This window comes from uncultured Roseovarius sp., from assembly GCF_963972555.1.
Lineage (GTDB): Bacteria > Pseudomonadota > Alphaproteobacteria > Rhodobacterales > Rhodobacteraceae > Roseovarius > Roseovarius mucosus.
The window spans coordinates 40948-58675 of sequence record NZ_CAXAUM010000022.1 but is presented as its reverse complement, the minus strand read 5'-3'; the positions used below and the strand labels follow the sequence as shown (position 1 = coordinate 58675).

Annotated in this window: 23 protein-coding genes; 9 read left to right on the top strand and 14 right to left on the bottom strand. The window is 61.1% G+C overall.

Going from position 1 to position 17728, the window contains the following annotated elements; genetic code table 11:
* Positions 1-991: EscU/YscU/HrcU family type III secretion system export apparatus switch protein (locus tag AACZ65_RS16565; RefSeq protein ID WP_339672700.1), on the top strand; the 991-nt coding region annotated here is incomplete at its 5' end.
* Entirely contained in the window at positions 988-1416 is a 429-nt protein-coding gene (locus AACZ65_RS16560; RefSeq protein WP_339672698.1) for a hypothetical protein, read from the top strand. The genes AACZ65_RS16565 and AACZ65_RS16560, both read left to right, overlap by 4 nt.
* A 10-nt stretch (positions 1417-1426) precedes the next feature.
* Here the strand turns inward: AACZ65_RS16560 and AACZ65_RS16555 are convergent, their stop codons facing one another.
* The 9 genes from AACZ65_RS16555 to AACZ65_RS16515 are packed head-to-tail and all read right to left on the bottom strand — an operon-like array spanning position 1427 to position 5976.
* Complete coding sequence (locus AACZ65_RS16555) at positions 1427-1909, bottom strand: flagellar basal body-associated protein FliL (protein ID WP_339672696.1); 483 nt, start codon at positions 1907-1909, stop codon at positions 1427-1429.
* Between the two features lie 24 nt (positions 1910-1933).
* Positions 1934-2668 (bottom strand): flagellar basal body L-ring protein FlgH, encoded by a 735-nt coding sequence (gene flgH, locus AACZ65_RS16550; protein WP_052115467.1) that lies wholly within the window; start codon positions 2666-2668, stop codon positions 1934-1936.
* Between the two features lie 8 nt (positions 2669-2676).
* The gene (gene flgA, locus AACZ65_RS16545; protein WP_339672693.1) at positions 2677-3093 is read right to left on the bottom strand and encodes a flagellar basal body P-ring formation chaperone FlgA; all 417 of its coding nucleotides are present in this window, start codon (positions 3091-3093) and stop codon (positions 2677-2679) included.
* The gene (gene flgG, locus AACZ65_RS16540; RefSeq protein WP_339672692.1) at positions 3093-3878 is read right to left on the bottom strand and encodes a flagellar basal-body rod protein FlgG; all 786 of its coding nucleotides are present in this window, start codon (positions 3876-3878) and stop codon (positions 3093-3095) included. Before flgG ends, flgA begins: the two co-directional genes overlap by 1 nt.
* A gap of 14 nt (positions 3879-3892) precedes the next feature.
* A complete protein-coding gene (locus AACZ65_RS16535) occupies positions 3893-4606 on the bottom strand; it encodes a flagellar hook-basal body complex protein (RefSeq protein WP_339672690.1) in 714 nt (237 codons plus the stop codon).
* A 1-nt stretch (position 4607) separates the two neighbouring features.
* The gene (locus tag AACZ65_RS16530; protein ID WP_297539035.1) at positions 4608-4877 is read right to left on the bottom strand and encodes a flagellar biosynthetic protein FliQ; all 270 of its coding nucleotides are present in this window, start codon (positions 4875-4877) and stop codon (positions 4608-4610) included.
* Positions 4878-4881: 4 nt separating this feature from the next.
* Positions 4882-5172 (bottom strand): flagellar hook-basal body complex protein FliE, encoded by a 291-nt coding sequence (gene fliE / locus AACZ65_RS16525; RefSeq protein WP_339672686.1) that lies wholly within the window; start codon positions 5170-5172, stop codon positions 4882-4884.
* Positions 5173-5184: 12 nt separating this feature from the next.
* Positions 5185-5577, bottom strand: coding sequence for a flagellar basal body rod protein FlgC (gene flgC / locus AACZ65_RS16520; protein WP_037276752.1), 393 nt, complete (start codon positions 5575-5577; stop codon positions 5185-5187).
* Positions 5578-5586: 9 nt separating this feature from the next.
* A complete protein-coding gene (locus AACZ65_RS16515; protein ID WP_339672684.1) occupies positions 5587-5976 on the bottom strand; it encodes a FlgB family protein in 390 nt (129 codons plus the stop codon).
* 86 nt (positions 5977-6062) lie between these two features.
* Between AACZ65_RS16515 and AACZ65_RS16510 the strand changes: the two genes are divergently transcribed.
* A complete protein-coding gene (locus AACZ65_RS16510; protein WP_339672682.1) occupies positions 6063-7412 on the top strand; it encodes a FliI/YscN family ATPase in 1350 nt (449 codons plus the stop codon).
* Positions 7413-7418: 6 nt separating this feature from the next.
* Here the strand turns inward: AACZ65_RS16510 and AACZ65_RS16505 are convergent, their stop codons facing one another.
* Positions 7419-7844, bottom strand: coding sequence for a tellurite resistance TerB family protein (locus AACZ65_RS16505; RefSeq protein WP_037276759.1), 426 nt, complete (start codon positions 7842-7844; stop codon positions 7419-7421).
* A 121-nt stretch (positions 7845-7965) separates the two neighbouring features.
* Here AACZ65_RS16505 and AACZ65_RS16500 point away from each other — a divergent pair, with 121 nt between their 5' ends.
* Positions 7966-9540, top strand: a complete 1575-nt coding sequence (locus tag AACZ65_RS16500) for a lysine--tRNA ligase (protein WP_339672679.1) — start codon at positions 7966-7968, stop codon at positions 9538-9540.
* 61 nt (positions 9541-9601) lie between these two features.
* Complete coding sequence (locus AACZ65_RS16495) at positions 9602-10000, top strand: cytochrome c (protein ID WP_037276762.1); 399 nt, start codon at positions 9602-9604, stop codon at positions 9998-10000.
* Positions 10001-10051: 51 nt separating this feature from the next.
* Here the strand turns inward: AACZ65_RS16495 and AACZ65_RS16490 are convergent, their stop codons facing one another.
* Positions 10052-10711, bottom strand: coding sequence for an OmpA family protein (locus tag AACZ65_RS16490; RefSeq protein ID WP_339672677.1), 660 nt, complete (start codon positions 10709-10711; stop codon positions 10052-10054).
* A 123-nt stretch (positions 10712-10834) separates the two neighbouring features.
* Entirely contained in the window at positions 10835-11671 is an 837-nt protein-coding gene (locus AACZ65_RS16485) for a bifunctional helix-turn-helix domain-containing protein/methylated-DNA--[protein]-cysteine S-methyltransferase (RefSeq protein ID WP_339672675.1), read from the bottom strand.
* Between the two features lie 98 nt (positions 11672-11769).
* On the opposite strand from AACZ65_RS16485, the gene nth reads away from it, so the two are divergent.
* Both nth and AACZ65_RS16475 read left to right on the top strand, forming a co-directional pair.
* Positions 11770-12414 (top strand): endonuclease III, encoded by a 645-nt coding sequence (gene nth / locus AACZ65_RS16480; RefSeq protein WP_339672673.1) that lies wholly within the window; start codon positions 11770-11772, stop codon positions 12412-12414.
* A complete protein-coding gene (locus tag AACZ65_RS16475) occupies positions 12411-13397 on the top strand; it encodes an adenosine kinase (protein ID WP_339672671.1) in 987 nt (328 codons plus the stop codon). The genes nth and AACZ65_RS16475 overlap by 4 nt, the downstream gene beginning before the upstream one ends.
* Before the next feature lie 259 nt (positions 13398-13656).
* Here the strand turns inward: AACZ65_RS16475 and AACZ65_RS16470 are convergent, their stop codons facing one another.
* A complete protein-coding gene (locus tag AACZ65_RS16470; RefSeq protein WP_339672702.1) occupies positions 13657-14433 on the bottom strand; it encodes an enoyl-CoA hydratase in 777 nt (258 codons plus the stop codon).
* A 64-nt stretch (positions 14434-14497) separates the two neighbouring features.
* The gene (gene mutM, locus AACZ65_RS16465) at positions 14498-15349 is read right to left on the bottom strand and encodes a bifunctional DNA-formamidopyrimidine glycosylase/DNA-(apurinic or apyrimidinic site) lyase (RefSeq protein WP_339672669.1); all 852 of its coding nucleotides are present in this window, start codon (positions 15347-15349) and stop codon (positions 14498-14500) included.
* Positions 15350-15434: 85 nt separating this feature from the next.
* Between mutM and ubiE the strand changes: the two genes are divergently transcribed.
* Together ubiE and ubiB are read left to right on the top strand one after the other, a co-directional pair.
* On the top strand, positions 15435-16178 hold the full coding sequence (ubiE, locus tag AACZ65_RS16460; RefSeq protein WP_339672668.1) for a bifunctional demethylmenaquinone methyltransferase/2-methoxy-6-polyprenyl-1,4-benzoquinol methylase UbiE: 744 nt from the start codon (positions 15435-15437) through the stop codon (positions 16176-16178).
* A gap of 3 nt (positions 16179-16181) precedes the next feature.
* The gene (ubiB, locus tag AACZ65_RS16455) at positions 16182-17720 is read left to right on the top strand and encodes a 2-polyprenylphenol 6-hydroxylase (protein ID WP_339672666.1); all 1539 of its coding nucleotides are present in this window, start codon (positions 16182-16184) and stop codon (positions 17718-17720) included.
* The last annotated feature ends 8 nt before the right edge of the window (positions 17721-17728 follow it).

Below are 17728 nucleotides of genomic sequence, written 5' to 3'. Positions count from 1 at the left end.
TCTCAACACGGCGGGATCCTACGCCGGACTACTGCTCGCTCTTTTGGGTGCAAGCGGTATGTTGCTGGAGAAGGTTGGCGACAATCTTGTGGCCTTGCTGGAACAGTCCGACCACTTGGCGTCGCTCGTGTTTCAAGGCGGTCGCGCCGCCTCGGCGCTGGGCGGTATAGCGGGGCAGAGCTTGCTTGGCCTGTCCCTGTTCCTCATTCTACCCATGGTTCTGACACTTGGGGTCGTGCTCGCGCAACGCGCCTTTGTGTTGGCCCCAAACAAGCTGGAACCAAGAATATCGCGTCTCAATCCGGTCGAGAACGCCAAGAACAAGTTCGGGGCGACGGGGCTTTTTGAATTTGCCAAGAGTTTTGCGAAGTTAGGTCTTTACGGCCTCCTGCTTGGAGGCTTCCTGTCCTATCGGCTACCTGACATGGTGAGCGCCGTGCATGCAGAAGCCCCGATCATCGGGGCGGTGATGGGCGCGATGATGATCGATTTCCTGATCCTTGTTTTGCTGATCACGCTCGCAGTTGGTGGGCTTGATTATCTCTGGCAGCATTTCGATCATCTGCGGCGTCAGAGGATGTCACATAAGGACATGCGCGACGAGCAAAAGCAGAATGATGGCGATCCCACCGTAAAGCAGCAGCGCCGGCGCCGCGCCACGGAATTGGCATCCGGCAGGATGATGGCGGATGTGCCGACGGCCGATGTGGTGATCGTCAACCCTACCCATTTTGCCGTGGCCCTGAAATGGAGCCGCAAGCCGGGCGCTGCCCCAATCTGTGTCGCCAAAGGCATGGATCACATCGCGCTCGCGATCCGCGACCTTGCTCGTGACAACGGCGTGCCTGTCCTGTCGGATGCGCCCACCGCGCGCGCGCTGCACGCCACGACAGAGATCGGCCAGGAAATTGACCCCATGCATTATGCCGCGGTGGCCGTCGCCATCCGCTTTGCCGAAGACATGCGGCGCAAGGCAAGGAGTTTTGGATGACCTCCCGAAGCGAGGCCGACATGGTCGCCCTGACAGAGGCGCTTTACCGCGCGGACTCGGCCAGAGTGCAAAGGCTGCTTGCGGAAGAGGCGGGTTTGCGCGCTGACCTTCGGCAGCTTGAAACGATGCGCCGCACCGCAGGCGAGATGCCCCAAGAGGATGCAAGCGTATATCGTGCGGTCGGCGCGGATCTCTTGTGGCAGGGATGGATCGGGCAGAGCAAGGCGCGACTGCATTCCGAACTCGCGCGCATTCTGGGGCGCAAAGGGCAACTTAGCCGGGAACTGCGTCGCAGTTTTGGCAAGTATCAGGCGGCGACCCAGCTCTCGGAAGAGGAGGCGCGGCGCGTCGTGCAACGGCGCGACATGGCGCGGACCGCGCTTTTGGACAGTCTCGCTCAGCTTTTGCGGACGTCCCCGGACTGACTGTCGTCGTTCAGATGTCCTGGCGTGCGATTTCGGTGATCAGAATTCCCAGGATCGCATCCCCCAGCACCTCGCTTGCAGCTTCGGCCAACGCCAGGCGCAGAACATCCATGTTCCGGGCTTTGGTGAACTCTCCGTCAAAGCCTCCCCGGTTGGCGTGATTGAAAAGCGCTTGCAACAGGACATCCCGCAGCTTCGGTTCTCGGTCATAGATCTCCGATGTGCGACCTGCGGCGGTTTCAACGCTGAGTGACAGCACCATCAGCGCAGTGATCCTGTCTTTGGCAACCAAAGGGATGACAAACTGATTGTTGAGTTTCACGATTTCACTGGCAAGGGGGGTTTCTGGCACCGGTGCTGCATGATCCGCGCCGTGCATGGCTGGGCTTTCCGCCTGCGCGCTCTCACTCTCGGGTCGGAGCAAAATGCCTGCTCCGGCCCCGGCAGCCAAACCGAACAACAGCAAGAGTAATGGCAGCAGTTTCGCGAGCATGGTGGTCGGTCCTCACACTGGGATTCAAAAGGGCAGAAGGCCGTCGAGCAATTGCTGACCGATCCTGGGTTGCTGAACATCGGTGATCTGGCCGCGTCCCCCATAGGAAATCCGTGCGGCGGCGATCTTGTCATAGGTGATCTCGTTCTGGCGCGAGATGTCTTCGGGACGTACAAAGCCGGACACCAGCAACTCCCGCAGCTCGAAATTGACCCGCACCTCCTGAGAACCCTGTATCTCGAGCACTCCGTTGGGCAGGACCTGCATCACGGTCGCGGCCACGCGCAGGGTCAATTCCTCACTTCGGCTGACAGAGCCCTCTCCGCCCGATTGGCTGGTGGAATTGAGACCGGCGGCGCGGTCCAGGCTGGCCCCCTCGGGTAGGTTGCGGTTGAGCCGTTGCGGAATGCCGAAGAGGTCCGGGATCGCAAGGCTCTCGGACCCGTCCCGAGAGCGCGATGTGGAATTCGAGATCTGCGCCTCTTCGTCAATTTCGATGACAACGGTCATGATATCGCCACGCTGGGCTGCGCGCCGGTCGCCCAAGAGCGACTGCTTGCCGCCGCTCCAGAGCGAGGCTTGTTGAAAGGGCGTGTCCTGCGCGGTGCTGCGTGGCAGGCCTGGATCGAGCATGGCAAGCTGTTCGGTGGAGTTCATCGTCGGCGTAAAGCTGGGCGGCTTGCCGAGATGGTCGAGACGCGCGCAGGCGGCGCTGAGCAGAACCACACCAAATACTGTGACAAAACGAAAGGCGGGCATGGCGACACCTATTGAGAAACAAGTATTCGGCCGCTCGCTGTGACGCGCCCCGAGACGGTGGCGCGCGACGCCAGGTTCATAACGCGGACATGATCCCCGATCCCCGCCCGGTCGAGCGAGCGACCCTCGGTCATGATCTCAAGACCGCCACGCAAATAGATCAGTGGCACGACTTGATTGCGCTCGATCACGGCGGGTGGTCCGACATCGCCCGGACGCACCGGCCGCCCTTCATAGAGGGCAACACGCGCCTCTTGTCCGATCAAGTCCGCCAGCGTGACCTCGCTCTGGTCTGTGCCCTCTTGAAGCAACAGGTCGGACGGTCCGAGGATTTCCTGGGGGCGGATCGTGCGGGTGGCGATGATCACATCTGCCACAGCGGGACCACCGAGGAACAGGCCGAGAATGAGGGAAAGCAGCCGCATCACCGCACCTGTGTCGTGGCGCTGAGCATTTGGTCGGCGGCAGTGATGACCTTGGCGTTCAGCTCATAGCCCCGTTGAGCTTCGATCAACTCGGTGATCTCGCGCACGGGATCGACCGAACTGTCTTCGAGATAGCCTTGGCGCAGCGTGCCCAAACCATCCTGTCCGGCGGTGGTCACATTCGCGGGGCCAGAGGCCTCGGTCTCGACAAAGAGATTGCCGCCGATGGCCTCAAGCCCCTTGGGGTTGGTAAAGCCGACAAGGTCGATCTGACCGAGCAACTGTGCTTGGGCCGTATCCTGAAAGAACGCAAAAACCTCGCCTTCGGCGTTTACGGTGATGCTGCGGGCATCCTCTGGGATGGTGATTTCGGGGGCGACGGGAAAGCCTTCGGAATTGACGATGACCCCATCCGCCGAGCGTTTGAGAGCGCCGTCGCGGGTATAGCCGGACTGGCCCGAGGGCAATCGGACCTCGAGATAGCCGCTCCCGTCGATGGCGAGGTCGAGATCGCCATTGGTCTGGGTCAGCGACCCTTGCGCCAGTTGCACCGAAATCGCCGAGGGCCGCACGCCGAGGCCCAGTTGTACCCCCGTGGGCAGGACCGTGCCATCGGCAGCATTGATAGTGCCTGCGCGGGCCAACTGCTGATAGTGCAGATCGGCGAACTCTGCCCGGCGCGCGTTGTAGCCGGTGGTGGACATATTGGCGAGGTTGTTCGAAATCGTTTCGACCCGCATCTGCTGGGCGGCCATTCCGGTCGCCGCGATCTTGAGGATATGCATGGCACACTCCTGGGTTATCGGATGAAGGACTCGAGGGCGGAGGTCACGCGCTCATGTTCGCTATCGAGAAAGCTCTGGCCCATTTCATAGGCGCGCTGCACCTCAATCATGCGGGCGACCTGGCCGATGGGATCGACATTGGCACCCTCCAGAAACCCTTGGTGGATGTGCCCCTCTTCGACCGGCTCAATCTCGCCATCGGCGCGGAACATGACGCCATCCTCGCGGACCATGGCAAAGCCGTCGACGGGGCGCACGAGACCGATCTGGGCCAAGGGGCGACCGTTATCGCTCAGCGTGCCGTCGGGCGAGAGGCCGATATTCGTGGCGTCGGGCGGAATGAATACAGGCGCCCCGCCGGCATCCAGCACCCGAAACCCGTCAGGCGTCACCAGATCGCCCTGAGCCGAGAGCGTGAAATTGCCCGCGCGCGTCAGGCGCTCGCCCGAAGGGGTCTCGATCAGGAAAAAGCCTTCGCCCTCTATCGCCAGATCAAGCATGCCGCCGGTGGGGGCAAGTGGCCCTTGTAGCATAGAGGTCATTCGCACATTGCCGCGTGCCATCGAGAGCGATGGACCGCCTTCGGTTTGCTTGACGAATTCGGAAAAGATCAACCCCTCCTGACGATAGCCGGTGGTTGCGGCATTGGCGATGTTGTTGGCGACAACCTGCAATTCGCGCAAAAGCCCGGTCTGTCGGGTGAGCGTCGTGTAACCTGCGCTTTCCATCTCAGCCTCCTGTGATGATCGGGATGAGCCGGTCCTGAAAGAATGTGACCAGCGTTTGCGTCATGAACCCCATGGTGATCCAGAATACGACGATGATCGCGCCCAGCTTGGGCACGAAGGTCAGGGTCAGTTCCTGTATCGAGGTGAGGGCCTGAAAGAGCCCGACCACGAGGCCCGCCACCAGCGCCACGGCGAGGATGGGCAAAGAGATGATGACCGATATCCAGAGGGTTTCGCGCAACGTGTCAAAGAACAGGACCTCGTTCAGCATCGGATCAGACCGGCATGCGGAGGATTTCCTGATAGGCCTCCACCACACGGTCGCGCACCGTGACAGCGGCCTCAACCGCGAGTTCGGTTTGTGCGAGCGCTTGCACGAGAGAATGCGGATCGGCCTTGCCGATCATGCTCGCCTTGGCGAGGGTCTCGCCCTCGGAGAGCGTGGCAGCAAAATCCTTGGCGAGGGTCTGAAAGGCGCTGCCGGCGGCGGCCTGACCAGCCAGCGGTTCGGTGGCCTGTCGCGAGGCAGAGTATTTCTGGGCGGCATTCAGTGCTGTAATATCCATTCTGGATCTCCTTTATCGGCGTAACAGGTCCATCAGCCCGGCGGACATCTGCCGCACCTGATCGAACATCTTGAGATTGGCCTCGTAACTGCGCTGTGCTTCGCGGGCGTCAGCGATTTCGATCATCAGATCGACGGTAGACCCCTGATAATGCCCGCTCTCATCGGCAAGCGGGTGGCTGGGATCGTAGATCCGCTGCGGTTCGCTGCGGTCGAGGTTGACTCGGCTCACTGCGACGGCGCCATCGGTGCCAGTCCCGGTGAGGGTCGTTTCGAACGACACGGTTTTGCGCCGATAACCGGGCGTGTCGGCATTGGCGATATTCTCGGACACATGGCGCAGGCGTTGGGCCTGTGCCTTGAGACCGCTGGCAGAAACGGAAAGGGCGTCGGAAAAATCGCTCATGTCCTGCCCCTATCGCCGCCCGATCGCCGTGCGCAGCACGGTGAGCGAGGATTTGTAGATCGCAAGCGCGCGGTCATGTTGCCGTTTCACATCGACCGCACGCAGCATTTCGGTCTCGAGCGTGACCGAGTTGCCATTAGGGTCCGCGACCGCAGTCGGATCGTCGGCCACAGTGAATTCAAGGCGCGTCTCGGACCCGAGCATATGCCCATCTCGCGTGATGCGCGGTGACTGCGCACCGCCATCCGAGTCGTAGACCTGCGCGAAGGCTGCAATGTCGCGCGCGGCATAGCCCGGCGTATCGGCATTGGCCATGTTCTGCGATACCACGGCCTGACGGGCACCCGCATGCTGCGCCAACGCATGGGCCATGCGAAAGATTTCCATAGTCTCAAACATCGGGGCTTCTCCCTCGATTGGCTTCAACCAAGGCTTAACCCTGATTCCTTTAGAAATTGTTTGCGGGATCAGGATTGGAGCAATCGATGCAGAGACAGGACATGGCGGCGTTGCGGGCGGAACTCTCTTCGTTGCGCATGTCGCGGGTGATGGGGCGGGTCAGCGCGGTTCAGGGAAATACCTTGAGGATCAGTGGCCTATCCTCTGAGGCGCGGCTTGGTGACAGGGTGGATATCCGGCGTCGCTCGGGCGCCCCGCTTACGGGCGAAGTGATCCGGCTCGAGGCGGCCTCGGTGATGGTCCTGCCTGATTCCAGCCCTGAGGGGGTCGCGCTTGGCGACCGGGCGATGTTGGGGCAGGCCGAGTTCATTGCGCCCTCTGCGGGCTGGTTGGGTCGGATCATTGATCCCTTTGGCACCCCGCTTGATGGTCGCCCTATGTTGCGGGGGGCCGAGGCACGGATGCTGCGGGCTGATCCCCCAGCACCTGCGCGGCGACGTGCGCTTGGCGTACGGCTGGAAACCGGGATGGCGGCGTTCAACACGATGCTACCCATCGTGCGCGGCCAGCGTGTGGGCTTATTTGCCGGATCGGGCGTCGGCAAATCCATGCTGCTTGGGCATCTGGCGCGGCATATGCAGGCGGATGTCGTGGTGATTGCCCTCATTGGCGAACGCGGGCGTGAATTGCGAGAGTTCGTCGAGCATGTCCTGGGGCCAGAGGGTATGCGCCGCAGCGTCATTGTTGCTGCCACCTCGGACCGCTCACCGCTCGTTCGTCGTCGCTGTGCCTGGACGGCGATGGCGGTGGCCGAGTTCTTTCGTGATCAAGGGCAGCAGGTGCTCTTTCTTGCCGATTCGATCACACGTTTTGCCGAGGCGCATCGAGAGGTGGCGACGGCAGCAGGAGAAATGCCGGCACTGCGCGGATATCCCGCATCAACCTCGCATCTCATCATGTCTCTTTGCGAGCGGGCGGGGCCGGGGGAGGATGGGGCAGGGGATATCACCGCGCTCTTGACTGTCCTCGTCGCGGGCTCGGATATGGAGGAACCGATCGCCGACATTCTGCGCGGGGTTCTTGACGGACATGTGGTGCTGGATCGTCAGATTGCGGAACGTGGACGCTATCCAGCGATTGATCTCTTGCGGTCCGTATCGCGCAGCCTGCCACGTGCCGCAACCGAGGAGGAGAACGCACTGATTTCACGTGCGCGTGGCCTTTTGGGCAGCTACGCCAGATCTGAGACAATGATCAGGGCCGGTCTCTACTCAGAAGGCAGCGATCCAGATCTGGATCAGGCGATCCGGGTGTGGCCTGAGTTGGACGGATTCCTGGCCGAGAAAGAGTCGGTTTCGGTCAAAAACAGCTTTGCCCGCCTTGGTGTCATCCTGCGGCGGGCAGGCACCCCACCCGCGCGCGGAGCGGCGCGTTGAGCAGGCTCATGCGGTCATATGCCGTGCCCGTGCGCCGCGTTCGATGGCGGCGGCATGCAATCTATCGATCGTGAGTTCATAGCGAATCTCTTCGAGCAGACGCAGCTCGCGCTCGTTCAAAGTACCATCCGCCGCGGCCACATCACAGGCAAGCGCATAGGCCGTCTCGAACAGCCGTTCGGGCAGATTGGCACGCACCAGACCAAAGAGCGCATCAAGACCGTCTTCTACCGTGAAAAGATCGAGCACGGTTTGCGACATCAGCTTCAGCCGATCCAGATCGTAATCGGCAAAGATCGGTAGATTGTTCACCGTGCTCTCTATCTTGATGAGTTCGGCGGTGCGCATGTCCTCGTCTGAGGCCGAGACAGCGATCATGACCGCCACAAGACAATCCTGCGGTGTGAGCGGGTGGGGCATCGGTTCGGACATATGCGGGCCTTTCGCGCGGGGCTATGTTGCGGTGCAGAATATTGACTGTCACGCCCCCCGGCAATAGGAAGCGCAGATGCCGCGCCGGGATTTTGGCGAGGCGCAACCTGGAGTGTGACAGATGTCCGACCTGCGCGACGCCGCGATGAATTCGAAAGCCTGGCCTTTTGAAGAGGCGCGCCGCGTGCTCAAACGCTATGAAAAAGCACCGCCGGAAAAGGGCTATGTGCTCTTCGAGACGGGCTATGGCCCCTCGGGCCTGCCGCATATCGGCACCTTTGGCGAGGTGCTCCGCACCACGATGATCCGCCGCGCCTTTGAGGTGATCAGCGATATTCCGACCCGGCTGATCTGTTTTTCCGACGACCTCGACGGCATGCGCAAGGTGCCGGGAAATGTGCCCGACCGCGAGATGCTGATGGAGCATCTGCAAAAGCCCCTCACCTCCGTGCCGGACCCCTTTGGGACGCATGAGAGCTTTGGCCACCACAACAATGCCATGCTGCGGCGGTTCCTCGACACCTTTGGGTTCGAGTATGAATTTTATTCGGCCACTGAATTCTATCGCTCTGGCAAGTTCGACGCCGTGCTCTTGCGCGCCGCCGAACGCTATGACGCGATCATGAAGATCATGCTGCAATCCCTGCGCGAAGAGCGGCAACAGACTTATTCGATCTTTCTGCCGATTCATCCCGAAACGGGCCGCGTGCTCTATGTCCCGATGAAAGAGGTGAACGCCAAGGACGGCACCATCACCTTTGACGACGAGACCGGGCGCGAATGGACCCTGCCGGTGACGGGCGGCAATGTGAAACTGCAATGGAAGCCTGATTTCGGGGCCCGTTGGGCGGCACTCGGTGTGGATTTCGAGATGTATGGCAAGGATCACTCGACCAACACGCCGATTTACGATGGCATCTGCCGCGCGCTGGGCGCGCCCGCGCCAGAGCATTTCACCTATGAACTCTTCCTTGACGAAAGCGGACAGAAAATCTCGAAATCCTCGGGCAATGGCGTGTCGATTGACCAGTGGTTGACCTATGCGGCCACCGAGAGCCTGTCTTACTTCATGTATCAAAAGCCCAAGACCGCCAAGCGGATGCATTTCGATGTGATCCCCAAGGCGGTGGACGAATATCACCAGCAATTGCGCGCCTTCCCCGATCAGACGCTGGAGCAGCAATTGGCCAATCCGGTCTGGCATATCCACGGTGGCAATGTTCCCGAGAGCCGGATGGTCGTGCCCTTCTCGATGCTGCTCAACCTTGCCTCGGTCTCTGCCGCAGAGGACAAGGAAACGCTCTGGGGGTTCATCCGTCGCTATGCGCCGGACGCGCGCCCCGAGACCCATGCCGACCTAGATGCCGCCGCAGGCTATGCGGTGCGCTATTACGAGGATTTCGTAGCCCCCGAGAAGGTCTATCGCGCGCCCACCGATCTGGAGCGTGAGGCGCTGATGGACTTGCGCGATCAACTGGCCGCCTATGATGGCCCAGCTGAGGACGAGGCGCTGCAATCCATTGTCTATGCGGTTGGTCGTGACCGTTTCGAGCCGCTGCGCGACTGGTTCAAGGCGCTCTACGAGGTTCTGCTGGGGGCCTCGCAGGGGCCGCGCTTTGGCGGGTTCATAGCGCTCTATGGCGTCACGGAAACCGTGGCCCTGATCGACAAGGGGTTGGCGGGCGAGCTGTCCTGATCAGGGGCGTTGCGCAGTCATGGGGCTCTTGCTACCCTTGGCGAAAACAAAGGGGCGAGCGATGCGTATCTTGGCAATCCTGACCGCCGCAGGTGTTGCGGCCTGTGCGGCGACCCAATCCATGCCCGACGCGGGCGAAGGGGCCGCGATCTATGACGCCAACTGCGTCCAATGCCACGGGGCATCGGGCAAGGGTGACGGGCCTTGGGCCTCTGGTTTCACGCCGCGCCCGGCGGATTTGACGCGGCTCTCGAACGATGGGGTGTTTCCCCGCGCGCATGTGCTGTCCGTGATCGACGGCTACGACCGCACAGGCCTACCGGGACAAGAGATGCCGGAATTCGGTCTGTTACTGGAGGGCGACACCGTGCCGCTCGACGTGGGTGATGGCAGGCTTACACCCACACCGCGCCCACTTGCGGCGCTGATGGCCTATCTCGAAAGTATCCAGACCAAATAAAAAGGGGGCTGACCGGGATGCGGTCAGCCCCTTCTTGCGTTTCAGGAACCGTCAGGCGTTCGGCAGGATCACGATCTCTACGCGGCGGTTCTGTGCCTTGCCCTCGCTGGTGAGGTTCGACGCGACCGGCTGATCCTCGCCACGGCCAAAGGCGCGGATACGGCCATAAGGCACGCCGCCGCTGGCAAGCACATCCGCAACCGCATTTGCGCGACGTTCGGACAGGCCCTGATTATATCCTGCATCGCCGTCGCTGTCGGTATGGCCTACGACCTGCACGGTGGTGTCGGGATAGGCCTGAAGGCTCTGCGAGACCTTGAAGAGGTCGTCACGCAGGGCAGGAGCAACGGTGGCTCCGTCCACCGGGAAGAGAATGTCTTGCGGCATGGTCAGGATCAGGCGGTCGCCGGTATTGACGATCCGCACATCGCTGTCGAGTTGCTGGCGCAATTCCGCCTCTTGCCGGTCCAGCGCACTGCCGATGGCGGCGCCGCCCACGGCCCCCAACACGCCACCAAGCAGCGCGCCCTTGCCCTTGCTGTCGCTGACAATTGCGCCGGTCCCAGCCCCGATGAGGCCGCCGATGATCGCCCCCTGCTGGGCCTTTTGATTGGGGTTGGGGCCGCCCACATAGCCCGGATCGGTGCAGGCCGCCGCCAGCAGCAGGGATGCGCCAGAGAGCATCAGCAAGGATTTTTTCGCTCGTATCATGGTATTCGCCTCTTCGGTTCAACTGGCCCGATGGATCGGGTCTGGTGCGATGATATGCAATATCACGCGGTATCCCAAGGGACATTCACGGGGAAAAGACGCGCTTGGCGTGCAACTTTCCGCCTACCCGTCGGCGCGCGCGCCCTCCCAAGCGAGCATGGCGCGTTTGACTGGCAAGCCCCAGTGATAGCCGCCCAGCGCGCCAGATTTGCGCAAGGCCCGGTGGCACGGGATGAGATAGCTGACCGGATTGCGGCCGACTGCTGTACCCACAGCCCGCACCGCGCGCGGGTTGCCGATGGCGCAGGCGATTTCCGAATAGGTGGTCACGTGACCCGACGGGATTTGCAACAGCGCCTCCCAGACCTTGATCTGGAACGGCGCGCCGATCATGTGGAGCGCAGCCTCGCCGCGCCCGCCAAAGGCTGCATCTACCCAACCTGCGATCCTTTCGGGAGCCTCGGTGTAAATGGCCTTGGGCCAGCGAGAGCGCATGTCCGCCATCGCCACGTCACGCCCGAACTCCTCGGAAAAGGCCAGACCGCAGAGACCACGATCCGTACCCATGGCAAGTGCCTCGCCAAACGGGCTGTCGAACCAGCCGTAATGGATCGTTAACCCGTCTCCCCCGCGGGCGAAGTCACCGGGGCTCATCGCCTCCCACCGCAAGAAGAGGTCGTGGAGCCGCCCGGTGCCTGACAGCCCGGCCTCATCTGCCGCCGCGAGGGTGGTGAAACGTTCGGTGAGCAGCGCCTTGGCATGTCCCAGCGTCAGGTACTGCTGATAGCGTTTCGGCGACACTCCAACCCATTGCGAAAAGAGCCGCTGGAAATGCGCGGCGCTCATGCCCATCTCGCGCGCCAATTCTTCGAGTGTCAGTGCCGTATCGCGGCTGTCGATGAGGTCAATCGCGCGGCGCATGACGTGGTAGTGATAACCGGGTTCAGGTTGGGCGTTCATTATGGTCGTCCTGTCGTTGCGCAAGCAAGATATGACGCCCTATTGCAGTATGCGACCCGAATGTTGCGCATCCCGCCAAATCCCGGCATAGAGCAGCCATGGCACGCCAACTTGACTATCACACGATCCGCGAGATTTTTACCCGGTTTGAGGCCACAGAGCCGGAGCCCAAGGGTGAGTTGGAGCATGTCAACGCCTATACGCTCGTAGTCGCCGTGGCGCTCTCGGCGCAAGCCACCGATGTCGGCGTCAACAAGGCGACGAGGGATCTCTTTCAGGTCGCTGACACGCCACAAAAGATGCTCAATCTGGGCGAAGAGGGCCTGATCCAGCATATCAAGACGATTGGCCTTTATCGCAACAAGGCCAAGAATGTGATGAAGCTGAGCCGCATCTTGGTCGAGGAGTATGGCGGCGAAGTTCCCAATTCCCGCGCGGCACTGCAATCGCTACCCGGTGTCGGGCGCAAGACGGCCAATGTCGTGCTCAACATGTGGTGGCAGTACCCGGCGCAGGCGGTGGATACGCATATTTTCCGCGTGGGCAATCGCAGCGGCATTTGCCCCGGCAAATCCGTAGATGCGGTCGAGCGCGCCATCGAGGACAACGTGCCGGTGGATTTTCAGCGCCACGCGCATCATTGGCTCATCCTGCACGGCCGCTACACCTGCAAGGCGCGCAAACCCGCCTGCGGCACCTGCCTTATTCGTGATCTCTGCTTATTCGAGGACAAGACTCTATGACCAAATATCAGGCCGTTGGCATCGGCAATGCCGTGGTGGACGTGATCAGCCAATGCGACGATGCCTTTCTCGCACGCATGGGCATCGAAAAGGGCGTCATGCAATTGATCGAAACAGAGCGTGCCGAATTTCTCTATGAAAACATGACTGACCGGCGGCAGGCCCCGGGCGGGTCGGTCGCCAATACCATAGCGGGACTGGGTGCGCTTGGCCTCTCGACCGGATTTATCGGACGGGTCAGCGATGATGACCTCGGGCGCTATTATGCCGCGGCGATGACTGAGGTTGGCACCGACTTCGTCAACGCACCGCGTGGCGATGGCGTGCTGCCCACCTCGCGGTCGATGATCTTTGTCTCGCCCGATGGCGAGCGCTCGATGAATACCTATCTGGGCATTTCGACAGAACTTGACGATGCAGATGTGCCCGAAGCGGTGGCCGGGCAGGCCGAGCTTTTGTTCCTGGAGGGCTATCTTTTTGACAAGCCCAAAGGCAAGGCGGCGTTTCAAGCAGCGGCACGCGCCGCGCGGGCCGGTGGCGGCAAAGCGGGGATCACCCTGTCGGACCCGTTCTGCGTCAATCGGCACAGGGATGATTTCAGGGGGCTGTTGCGCGAGTTGGACTATGTGATTGGTAACGAGCACGAATGGTGCGCGCTCTATGAGACTGAGGATCTAGGGGCGGCATTGGAACAGGCTGCGTCTGAAAGCGGTCTCATTGTCTGCACCCGTTCGGGCCATGATGTCGTGCTGGTGCAAGGCGATGAAACCGTGACCGTGCCGGTGCATCGCGTGACCCCGGTCGACACCACTGGCGCGGGGGATCAATTTGCCGCTGGCCTGCTCTACGGTCTTGCAACCGGTCGGTCATTGACTGTTTCCGGGCGCATGGGGTGTATCGCGGCGGCCGAGGTGATCGGCCATTACGGTGCGCGGCCTGAAGCGGACGTCAAGGCGCTCTTTGCGGCTGAAGGGTTGATCTGAGAGGTTGGCGTCTGGCGGCAGAGCGTGGAGTTTGAGTATTTTTGCCAAGAAGAAGCGCAAGGCTTTATTAACCTTGATGTGAGATCCTTGGCCTGCAGTACAGGCTGGAGAGCCGATGACCGCCCATGAAGAAGCCGCGCCCGGGTGTTGCGTGTGTCAAACCCGGGCGCGCGTTTCCATGTTTCTTTATGGTTCAAATTTTTCGGAGTGAATTGGCCGCAGGCCAAGAGGGGCAGCACCCCTCTCGCTGCAAACGCGCTTACTTGTCGCGGAACTGCGCCTCGCGCTTTTCGGCGAATGCGGCCATGCCCTCTTTCTGATCTTCAGTCGCAAAAAGCGAATGGAACACGCGGCGCTCGAACAAGAGCCCTTCGCGCAGTGTGGTCTCGTAAGAGCGATTGACTGCCTCCTTGGCTGCCATTACGGAAATCTGCGATTTTTCGGCAATCTTCTGCGCTACCGCCATCGCCTCTTCCATCAGCTTTTTGGCAGGCACCACGCGGCTCACCAGCCCCGAACGCTCTGCCTCTTCAGCATCCATGAAGCGCCCCGTAAGGTTCATGTCCATTGCCTTGGACTTGCCCACCAGCCGTGTCAGGCGCTGCGTGCCGCCAATGCCCGCGATCACGCCCAGATTGATTTCGGGCTGGCCGAACTTGGCGGTGTCCGAGCAGATGATGAAATCGCACATCATCGCAAGCTCGCATCCGCCACCCAACGCATAGCCCGATACGGCGGCGATGATCGGCTTGCGCACCCGGCAGATGGCGGCGCTGTCGGCGGTAAAGAGGTCCTCGGTGAAGACATCGACAAAGCTCTTCTCGCTCATCATCTTGATATCGGCCCCGGCGGCAAAGGCCTTTTCCGAGCCGGTGAGAACGATACAGCGCACTTTCTCGTTCAGTTGCGCCTCTCCCAATGCCTCGGCGAGTTCCGACATCAACTGCGCATTCAGCGCATTGAGCGCGTCGGGGCGGTTGAGCTTGATGAGGGCGACGTGGTCTTCTATTTCGACGATGATCGTCTCATAGGCCATGAAATCAGCTTTCATTTGTTGTCATCAGGGCCGATTCATTACCATTGTTGGCCGCGCGTTCAACCTATCTTTGACACTGTGTGCAATAGAAGCTGGATCGCCCGGCCTGAGTGACACGCGCGATATGGCCTTTGCATCCGGCGCTGCGGCAGGGTTCGCCTTCGCGCCCGTAGACATCAAAACTGTGCTGGAAATAGCCCAACTCCCCGTCAGCCTGTCGAAAATCCCGCAATGAAGACCCGCCAGCGGTAATCGCATCGGTCAAGACTGCGCGGATGATCGGCACTAGGGCAGCGGCACGTTTGCCCGACAGGGTTCCCGCTCGGCGCAAGGGCGAGATGCGCGCGCGAAAGAGCGCCTCGCAGACATAGATATTCCCGAGACCCGCAACGATTCGCTGATCCAGCAGGGCGGATTTGATCGGCGTGTTGCGGCCTTTGAGAGCGGCCACAAGATAGGGTTCGTCGAACGTATTTCCCAAAGGCTCGGGCCCCAGCCGGGCGAGCAGGGGGTGCGTCTCCGCAGTCATGGTGGGCAGCAGGTCCATTGCCCCAAAGCGCCGCGGGTCGTTGAACGTGATCCGCGCGCCTCCCTCCATATCGAGCACGACATGGTCGTGTTTCTCGGGCGCCGGGTGTTCGTGGACAAACCGGCCCAAGGGATCGCCCGACACCAGCATGCGGCCCGACATGCCCAGATGAATGAGCAGGCTCTCACCCGATGTCAGATCGGCGAGAATGTATTTCGAGCGTCGCCGGAGCGCCGTCACCGTCTGACCCGTCAGGCGGGCGGCCATGTCGGGCGGGAAGGGCCAGCGCAGGTCGGGCCGGTTGACAGTGGCGCGGGCAATGACCTGACCCACCATCACCGGGGTCAGGCCGCGGCGGACTGTCTCAACCTCGGGCAATTCTGGCATATCGGACCTCTATCGGGACAAGGGGCGCATTGTAACCCTCTGTCATAGCCCTATAAGAAAGGCGAGACACAAGAGCGGCAAGGCCATGAACGAGAAAACCACGCATTTCGGATTTCAGGATATCCCCGAGTCAGAGAAGGCCGGGCGCGTGCGCGGCGTTTTTGGCAGCGTGGCCAGCAAATACGACGTCATGAATGACGCCATGTCCCTTGGAATTCACCGGATCTGGAAGGATGCGATGATGGACTGGTTGGCCCCACGCGCAGGCCAACGCCTGCTCGATGTGGCAGGGGGCACTGGGGACATCTCGTTTCGTTTTCTCAAGCGCGCCGGGTATGGCCAAGCCACCGTGCTAGATCTGACAGAGCCGATGCTGGTCGAAGGACGAAAGCGGGCCGAGGCCGAGAGCATGGCCGATAGCCTCGATTGGGTGGTGGGCGATGCGATGGCGTTGCCCTTTCCGGATGCAAGTTTCGACGTTTACACCATCAGCTTTGGGATCCGAAACGTGACCCGCCCGCAAGAGGCGCTTAACGAGGCGTTTCGTGTGCTCAAACCCGGCGGGCGGCTGATGGTGCTCGAATTCAGCCAGATTCCAAATGATCTGATGCAAAAGGTCTATGACCTCTACAGTTTCAACATTATCCCGCGGTTGGGGCAGATGATTGCCAATGATCGCGACAGCTATCAGTATCTGGTTGAATCCATCCGCCAATTTCCCGACCAGGAAACATTTTTGGGGATGGTGCGGCAGGCCGGTTTTGAACAGGCGAAATATCGCAATCTGAGCATGGGCATCGCCTGTCTGCATTCCGGCTGGAAGATCTGAGCGATGCGTGGCCCGCACAACATTCTGCGCCTCATTCGTACCGGGGCGACGCTGGAACGCACGGGTGCGATGGGTCTCATCATGGATGCTTTCGAAGCCCCGCCTTTGGTGCGCGGCACGATGCGTTTTCTGGCCTGGCCGTTTCAGTGGTTGGGCGACAAGGGCGATCTCGCGACCCCGCCCGCGCCGCGCGCGCTGACCGCTCTTGGACCTGCTTATATAAAATTCGGCCAAATCCTCAGCACGCGCCCCGATTTGGTGGGCGAGGAATTGGCGACGCATCTGCGGGTCTTGCAGGACAAGTTGCCGCCCTTCTCGGTCGATGTGGCCAAGCGCAGTATCGCGCAGGAATTGGGCCATCCGGTCGAAGACATCTTTGACGATTTCAGCCAGCCGGTTGCCGCCGCCTCGATCGCGCAGGTTCACAAGGCGCGGCTGCGCGAAACGGGCGAGGAGGTGGCTGTCAAAGTGCTGCGTCCGGGCATCGAGCGGGCGTTTCGCCGCGACATCGACGCCTTTTATTTTGCCGCGCGCATGGTCGAGCTTTTGGCCCCCGGCGCACGACGCCTCCGCCCGACAGATGTGATTTCCCATTTCGAGGGCGTCGTAATGGGCGAACTCGATCTGCGGCTTGAGGCGGCCTCGGCCTCGGAATTCGCGGCCAATACCGCCAAGGATGCCGGGTTTCAGTTGCCAACGGTGCAATGGCCTCTTTCTTCGCGCCGAGTGATGACCATGTCTTGGGCCGATGGTTTGCCGCTTGGGGACAATGCCGCGCTGGATGCCGCAGGACATGATCGCGCCGAATTGGGTGAACGGGTGTTGCAGCTTTTCCTCAGCCACGCTCTGCGTGATGGCTATTTCCACGCCGATATGCATCAGGGCAATCTCAAGGTTTCCGGGAACGGCGATATCATTGCCTATGATTTCGGTATCATGGGGCACATCGACGAATACACCCGCCGGGTTTATGCCGAGATCCTTTATGGATTTATCAAACGTGATTACCGCCGCGTCGCCGAAGTGCATTTTGAGGCGGGCTATGTGCCTGCGGATCGCGATGTCGATGCCTTTGCCCGTGCGCTACGCGCTGTGGGAGAGCCAATCTTTGGCATGGATGCCAGCAAGATTTCCATGGGCAGCCTGCTCAGTTATCTCTTTGAGGTCACAGAGCGGTTCGGCATGGAAACACGCACCGAACTGATCCTGCTGCAGCGCACCATGGTCGTAGTCGAAGGTGTGGCGCGTAGCCTCAATCCGCAGATCAATATCTGGCAGGTCGCGAAGCCCGTGGTCGAGGATTACATCAAGCAGACGATTGGCCCCCGCGCTGCCTTGCGCGATATGGGGCGCACGGCCATGGTGCTGTCGCGCTATGGTCCACGTCTGCCGGGACTGGTTGAAGCGGCGCTCATCCGGCAAACCGCAGCGCCGGTGCCGATCAAGCGTGCGGTCTGGCCAGGGCGTGCGCTTTGGGCGGGGCTTGGGGCGCTGGTCGGGGCGGTTGGTGTGGCGCTCGCGGCATTTCTGGTTGGGATGTGACGGATTTC

Excerpts from the sequence above, each read along its gene's own strand:
- AACZ65_RS16485 (WP_339672675.1), bottom strand. The coding sequence starts at position 11,671 with ATGAACGCCCAACCTGAACCCGGTTATCACTACCACGTCATGCGCCGC.
- AACZ65_RS16475 (WP_339672671.1), top strand. The coding sequence starts at position 12,411 with ATGACCAAATATCAGGCCGTTGGCATCGGCAATGCCGTGGTGGACGTG.
- flgA (WP_339672693.1), bottom strand. The coding sequence starts at position 3,093 with ATGCGGCTGCTTTCCCTCATTCTCGGCCTGTTCCTCGGTGGTCCCGCT.
- AACZ65_RS16535 (WP_339672690.1), bottom strand. The coding sequence starts at position 4,606 with ATGGAAAGCGCAGGTTACACGACGCTCACCCGACAGACCGGGCTTTTG.
- nth (WP_339672673.1), top strand. The coding sequence starts at position 11,770 with ATGGCACGCCAACTTGACTATCACACGATCCGCGAGATTTTTACCCGG.
- AACZ65_RS16470 (WP_339672702.1), bottom strand. The coding sequence starts at position 14,433 with ATGGCCTATGAGACGATCATCGTCGAAATAGAAGACCACGTCGCCCTC.
- ubiE (WP_339672668.1), top strand. The coding sequence starts at position 15,435 with ATGAACGAGAAAACCACGCATTTCGGATTTCAGGATATCCCCGAGTCA.
- flgG (WP_339672692.1), bottom strand. The coding sequence starts at position 3,878 with ATGCATATCCTCAAGATCGCGGCGACCGGAATGGCCGCCCAGCAGATG.
- flgH (WP_052115467.1), bottom strand. The coding sequence starts at position 2,668 with ATGCCCGCCTTTCGTTTTGTCACAGTATTTGGTGTGGTTCTGCTCAGC.
- AACZ65_RS16495 (WP_037276762.1), top strand. The coding sequence starts at position 9,602 with ATGCGTATCTTGGCAATCCTGACCGCCGCAGGTGTTGCGGCCTGTGCG.
- ubiB (WP_339672666.1), top strand. The coding sequence starts at position 16,182 with ATGCGTGGCCCGCACAACATTCTGCGCCTCATTCGTACCGGGGCGACG.
- AACZ65_RS16530 (WP_297539035.1), bottom strand. The coding sequence starts at position 4,877 with ATGCTGAACGAGGTCCTGTTCTTTGACACGTTGCGCGAAACCCTCTGG.
- AACZ65_RS16490 (WP_339672677.1), bottom strand. The coding sequence starts at position 10,711 with ATGATACGAGCGAAAAAATCCTTGCTGATGCTCTCTGGCGCATCCCTG.
- AACZ65_RS16500 (WP_339672679.1), top strand. The coding sequence starts at position 7,966 with ATGTCCGACCTGCGCGACGCCGCGATGAATTCGAAAGCCTGGCCTTTT.
- AACZ65_RS16510 (WP_339672682.1), top strand. The coding sequence starts at position 6,063 with ATGCAGAGACAGGACATGGCGGCGTTGCGGGCGGAACTCTCTTCGTTG.
- fliE (WP_339672686.1), bottom strand. The coding sequence starts at position 5,172 with ATGGATATTACAGCACTGAATGCCGCCCAGAAATACTCTGCCTCGCGA.
- mutM (WP_339672669.1), bottom strand. The coding sequence starts at position 15,349 with ATGCCAGAATTGCCCGAGGTTGAGACAGTCCGCCGCGGCCTGACCCCG.
- AACZ65_RS16560 (WP_339672698.1), top strand. The coding sequence starts at position 988 with ATGACCTCCCGAAGCGAGGCCGACATGGTCGCCCTGACAGAGGCGCTT.
- AACZ65_RS16555 (WP_339672696.1), bottom strand. The coding sequence starts at position 1,909 with ATGCTCGCGAAACTGCTGCCATTACTCTTGCTGTTGTTCGGTTTGGCT.
- AACZ65_RS16515 (WP_339672684.1), bottom strand. The coding sequence starts at position 5,976 with ATGTTTGAGACTATGGAAATCTTTCGCATGGCCCATGCGTTGGCGCAG.
- flgC (WP_037276752.1), bottom strand. The coding sequence starts at position 5,577 with ATGAGCGATTTTTCCGACGCCCTTTCCGTTTCTGCCAGCGGTCTCAAG.
- AACZ65_RS16505 (WP_037276759.1), bottom strand. The coding sequence starts at position 7,844 with ATGTCCGAACCGATGCCCCACCCGCTCACACCGCAGGATTGTCTTGTG.